At 74.9% G+C, this 4,574-nt stretch carries 5 protein-coding genes; 4 read left to right on the top strand and 1 reads right to left on the bottom strand.

Features of this window, described 5'->3' with window-relative positions; all coding sequences use genetic code 11:
* The first annotated feature begins 626 nt into the window (after window positions 1–626).
* On the top strand, window positions 627–1,280 hold the full coding sequence (locus ACSNN9_RS27800; protein WP_436676261.1) for a C39 family peptidase: 654 nt from the start codon (window positions 627–629) through the stop codon (window positions 1,278–1,280).
* 239 nt (window positions 1,281–1,519) lie between these two features.
* On the opposite strand, the gene ACSNN9_RS27795 is transcribed toward ACSNN9_RS27800, so the two are convergent.
* Complete coding sequence (locus tag ACSNN9_RS27795) at window positions 1,520–2,419, bottom strand: A/G-specific adenine glycosylase (protein WP_358083546.1); 900 nt, start codon at window positions 2,417–2,419, stop codon at window positions 1,520–1,522.
* Between the two features lie 153 nt (window positions 2,420–2,572).
* Between ACSNN9_RS27795 and ACSNN9_RS27790 the strand changes: the two genes are divergently transcribed.
* The 3 genes from ACSNN9_RS27790 (at window position 2,573) to ACSNN9_RS27780 (ending at window position 4,537) form a co-directional block, all read left to right on the top strand.
* A complete protein-coding gene (locus ACSNN9_RS27790; RefSeq protein ID WP_436676259.1) occupies window positions 2,573–3,085 on the top strand; it encodes a glycine cleavage system protein R in 513 nt (170 codons plus the stop codon).
* On the top strand, window positions 3,082–3,666 hold the full coding sequence (locus ACSNN9_RS27785; protein WP_436676257.1) for a peptide deformylase: 585 nt from the start codon (window positions 3,082–3,084) through the stop codon (window positions 3,664–3,666). The genes ACSNN9_RS27790 and ACSNN9_RS27785 overlap by 4 nt, the downstream gene beginning before the upstream one ends.
* A 148-nt stretch (window positions 3,667–3,814) precedes the next feature.
* Window positions 3,815–4,537 carry a hypothetical protein gene (locus ACSNN9_RS27780; RefSeq protein WP_436676255.1) on the top strand — a complete coding sequence of 241 codons (723 nt, stop codon included), beginning with the start codon at window positions 3,815–3,817 and terminating at the stop codon, window positions 4,535–4,537.
* The last annotated feature ends 37 nt before the right edge of the window (window positions 4,538–4,574 follow it).

The raw sequence follows: 4,574 nt of genomic DNA, 5'->3' as shown, positions 1-4,574 counted from the left end.
CCCCCCCCCCCCCCCCCCCCCCCCCCCCCCCCCCCCCCCCGCCCTCTTTTGCTCTCACCCCGTCCCCGTCCCCGCTCCAGGCCGCGTGGATCATGCAGTTGTGGTGCCGGTTACCGGCCCGATTGCGCGGTTCGTGCCACACCAGAACTGCATGATCGACCGGGGGACGGTGGTATGTGCCCGTTTGGTTGGGGCGTGGTGGCGGGCGCCACCGGGTGGCGGGGCATGGGTCGGGGCGTCGGGTCGTTGTAACCATCGTGGCCGCGTGACCAGGCCGTTCGATGGCCGGGCCGTTCGTCGGCCGGGCCGGCGGAATGCGGGTCCGGCCGGGGTGGTTACATCCCCCGGATCGCGGAGCACCATCCGGGCCTGAGTCACCGGGCACCGGCCGCCGGAATGACCGGCCCCCCACCGTGGTTGCATCCCCGGACCGCGGGTGCCCGTCGCACGAGCCCGCGAGACGTGTGGACGTGGAATGTGTGGCCGGCCCGGCCGGTTGCATCCCCCCAGGGACGAGCCTCGGCCCCCCGGCCGCAGGCCCCCGGACATCTCGACCTTTCCTTTCCGCGGCGCACCCGCCCCCCTGGCGTGTGTCGCGTACCCCCGATCGAAAGGTGCCGACCATCATGCGTACCGACATCTTCCGTAAGACCGCTCTGACCGTGGCCGGGCTCGCCTTCACCGGCGGCGCCATCGCCGGCCCCGTCACCGCCGCCGTCGCCGCCCCCACCAACAGCAAGCCCACCACGACGGTCAGCCAGGACCGCAAGGGCGGCGAGCGTGAACTCGGCGTGCGCTACGAAGCCCAGCCCAACTTCTACTACTGCGGCCCCGCCGCCGCCCGCAACGCCCTCAGCGTGCAGGGCAAGAACATCGACGTCGACGGCATGGCCCAGCGCATGGGCACCACCGAAGCCGGCACCAACTCCATCAACGACATCACCCCCGTACTCAACAAGGAGACCGGCAAGGACGCCTACCAGTCCGTCGAGATCCGCGACGCCAAGGCCGACCAGAAGCAGACCGACAAGCTGCGCGCCGACATCGTCACCGCCATCGACGAGGGCCACGCCGTCGTCGCCAACATCGCCGGCACCGCCACCGACACCGACGGCACCACCCACTCCTTCGAAGGCGGGCACTACATCAGCGTCGTCGGCTACCGCGACAACGGCAACACCGTCACCATCGCCGACTCCGCCGACCCCACCCAGGCCTCCTACCGGATGAGCGTCGACAACCTCGCCGACTGGATCGCCACCCGCGGCTACACCGCCTGACCCGACCGACGCACGACACGAAGGGCCGGTCCCGACATGGGGCCGGCCCCTTCGTCATGCCCACAGGCTGGCCCGTGCCGATCAGGCACGGCAGCCCACCGGGACGGGACCGGCGGCGCGGCAGCCCACCGGGGCCGGCGGCCCGTCAGGCCCACCGTTCCGGCACGGCAGCCCACCGGGACAGGCGACGCGGCAGCCCCACCATGGCGGCACGGCAGGCCACCGGGGCTGGCGGCGCGTCAGCCCACCGGGACCGGCGGTCCGTCGCCGACGAGGCGGAACGAGGACTCGCCGACCGGCTCCACGAGACCGTCCCGCACCAGCCCGGCGAGGGCCCGGGACCGCTGGACGTCGTCGGCCCACACCTGGTCGAGCCGTTGGTGCGGCACCGGTCCGGTCGCCTCCCGCAGCACGCCGAGCAGCAGCCCGCGTACCTGTCGGTCGGTGCCGGCGTACCGCTGGGGGCGGCGGGTCGGACCCGCGGGGGCCTCGCGGCCGGACGCGCGCCAGGCGCAGACCGACTCGACGGGGCAGGCGCCGCAGCGGGGCGACCGGGCGACGCAGACCACCGCGCCCAGCTCCATGAAGGCCGCGCTGGCCAGGGCGGCGGCGGCCGGCTCGGCGGGGAGCAGTTCCTCGGTGGCGACCAGGTCGGCCGGGCGGGTCGCCGGGCCGGCGTCCGGCTCGCCGGCGATCGCCCGGCAGACCACCCGTCGCACGTTGGTGTCGACCACCGGGTGCCGCTGGCCGTACGCGAACGCGGCCACCGCCCGGGCCGTGTACGTGCCCACGCCCGGCAGGGCCAGCAGCTGGTCCAGCCGGTCCGGCACCCGGCCCCCGTGGCGCTCGACGATCGCCAGCGCGCAGTCGCGCAGCCGCACCGCCCGGCGGGGGTAGCCGAGCCGCCCCCACATCCGGATCGCCTCGGCGGGGCTGTCCGCCGCCAGCGCGGCCGGCTCCGGCCAGCGTGCCAGCCAGGCCTCCCAGGCGGGGAGCACGCGTACGACCGGTGTCTGCTGGAGCATGACCTCGCTGACCAGGATGGCCCACGGGCTCACGTCGGGCCCGCGCCATGGCAGGTCGCGGGCGTTCTTCTCGTACCACCGGCTGACCAGGGTGGCGAAAGTGGGCTCAGACATCGCGCCGCCGATGATGTCACGCGGCCCACCGCATGGGTGGCGCGGGCGACGAGGCCGGGCACGGGGCGACGACGCCACCGTCGCCGTCCCGCTGGCTGGGCGGTCCGGGCGGGGCGTTGCGGCGGTGGCGGACGGATCGGGCAGAATGCCCGGATGAACGAGCTCGCGATCACCGTCATCGGCCGGGACCGGCCAGGCATCGTGGCCGACGTCGCCGAGCTGCTCGCCCGGCTCGGCGCGAACCTGACCGACAGCACCATGACCCGGCTGCGGGGGCACTTCGCGATGACCCTGATCTGCGTGGGCCCGACCGCCGCCGACGTCGAGGCCGCGCTGGCGCCCCTCTCCGCCGACGGCCAGCTGCTGGCCACCGTACGCGCGGTCACCCCCGACGGTGAGACGGCTCCCGCCGGCGAGCCGTACGTGATGGCGGTGCACGGCGCGGACCGGATGGGCATCGTGGCGGCCATGACCCGGGTGCTCGCCGACGCCGGCGGCAACGTCACCGACCTGAGCACCCGGCTGACCGGCTCGCTCTACGTGGTGGTCGCCGAGGTGGAGCTGCCGCGCGGCACGGCCGAGGAGCTGGCCGGGCGGCTGACGGCGACGGCCGCGGAGCTGGGCGTCGGGGTGACCCTCCGGCCGGCCGATCCGGACCTGCTGTGACCGGCGGCGAGCGCGGTCCGGAGACCGAGGCCTACGCCGGCCTCGGCGACTGGACCCCGGAATCCCTGGGCGTGCCGGGGGAGGTGCGACCGGTGGTGTCCGCCCCGGAACCGGTGCTCACCTACGTCGGTGGCGAGGTGGACCCGACCGCCGAGGAGACCGTACGGCTGGCCGCCGACCTGATCGCCACCATGCGGGTGTCGCCGGGCTGCGTCGGGCTGGCCGCCCCGCAGGTCGGCGTGGCCGCGCGGGTCTTCGCGGTGGACGTCACCGGCCACCCGAAGGCGCTGACCGTGCACGGCACCTTCGCGCTCTGCAACGCGCGGGTCGTCGAGGCGAGCCGGTGGAAGGTGGCCCGCGAGGGGTGCATGTCGGTGCCCGACCTGACCGGGGACGTCAAGCGGGCGAGCCGGCTGGTGGTGGAGGGCGTGCTGCCCGGCACCGGCCACCCCGTACGGCTGGTGACGGACGGGTTCGAGGCGCGGGCCCTCCAGCACGAGATCGACCACTGCGCCGGCCTGCTCTTCCTCGACCGGGTCGCCGGCGCCCACGCCATCTACCAGCGCAAGGTGTACCTCTGAGTGGCGGCGACGCGGCGACCCAGCGTCGTCGGCGGGACACGGTCGGCAGGCGGGACCGTCGCATGTGGAGGGTGGATGCGGTGAGCCGCGGACGACTCGGCGCGTCGCGCGGGGCTGGGGTGCCCCGCGCCGCTACGGTGGGGACATCATGCGTCTGACGGTCGGCCCCCTGCCACCCGCCGTTTACTGGCGGCGTCGCGCCGTCGTATTCGGAGCGGGGCTTCTCTTCCTGATTGTCCTGCTCTATTCGTGCACCGGGTCGAACCGGAACGCGAACAAGGGCGGTGACGCGCAGCCCACCGCGGGCGCGACGTCGTCCGGTGCCTCGCCGGAGCCCACCGGCTCGGTGCTCACCCCGCAGACCGGGGCGCCCTCGCCGGGGGCGGCGGGCGGCCCCGACGCCGGCGACCCGTCGGGCGGGCCGGTCACCACCGACTCGCCGCCGGTGGCGCCCGTCGTGCCGGCCGCCGACGACGGCGCCTGCACGGACGCCGAGATCACGGTGACCCCGGTGGCCCAGCCCGCCTCGGTGGTCCGGGGGGCCGTGGTGGACCTCCAGCTCAAGATCAAGAATCGGTCCGAGCGGACGTGCAGCCGCGACGTCGGCGCCTCCGTGCAGGAGCTGTTCATCAAGTCGGGGGCCGAGAAGATCTGGTCGTCCGACACCTGCGGCACCGGCCAGGGCACCGACGTGCAGTCCTTCACGCCGGGCTTCGAGCGCTCCTACCAGGTGGGCTGGAACGGCCGCGACACCACCAAGTGCGCCAACGGGGTGGCGGCGGGCCCGAACCCGCCGGCCGGGACGTACCAGGTCTTCGCCCGGGTCGGCACCAAGCTCAGCGAGCCGGTCAAGCTCACCGTCACCGGCTGAGCGACCGTGGTGGGGGGGGGGGGGGGGGGGGGGGGGG

Source organism: Micromonospora sp. URMC 107 (assembly GCF_051386315.1).
In the GTDB taxonomy this organism is placed as follows: domain Bacteria; phylum Actinomycetota; class Actinomycetes; order Mycobacteriales; family Micromonosporaceae; genus Micromonospora.
This window is presented reverse-complemented; position numbering and strand designations above follow the sequence as displayed.

What these genes read in the sequence shown, in the direction of transcription:
- ACSNN9_RS27800 (WP_436676261.1), top strand. Translation starts at nt 627, where the DNA reads ATGCGTACCGACATCTTCCGTAAGACCGCTCTGACCGTGGCCGGGCTC.
- ACSNN9_RS27795 (WP_358083546.1), bottom strand. Translation starts at nt 2,419, where the DNA reads ATGTCTGAGCCCACTTTCGCCACCCTGGTCAGCCGGTGGTACGAGAAG.
- ACSNN9_RS27790 (WP_436676259.1), top strand. Translation starts at nt 2,573, where the DNA reads ATGAACGAGCTCGCGATCACCGTCATCGGCCGGGACCGGCCAGGCATC.
- ACSNN9_RS27780 (WP_436676255.1), top strand. Translation starts at nt 3,815, where the DNA reads ATGCGTCTGACGGTCGGCCCCCTGCCACCCGCCGTTTACTGGCGGCGT.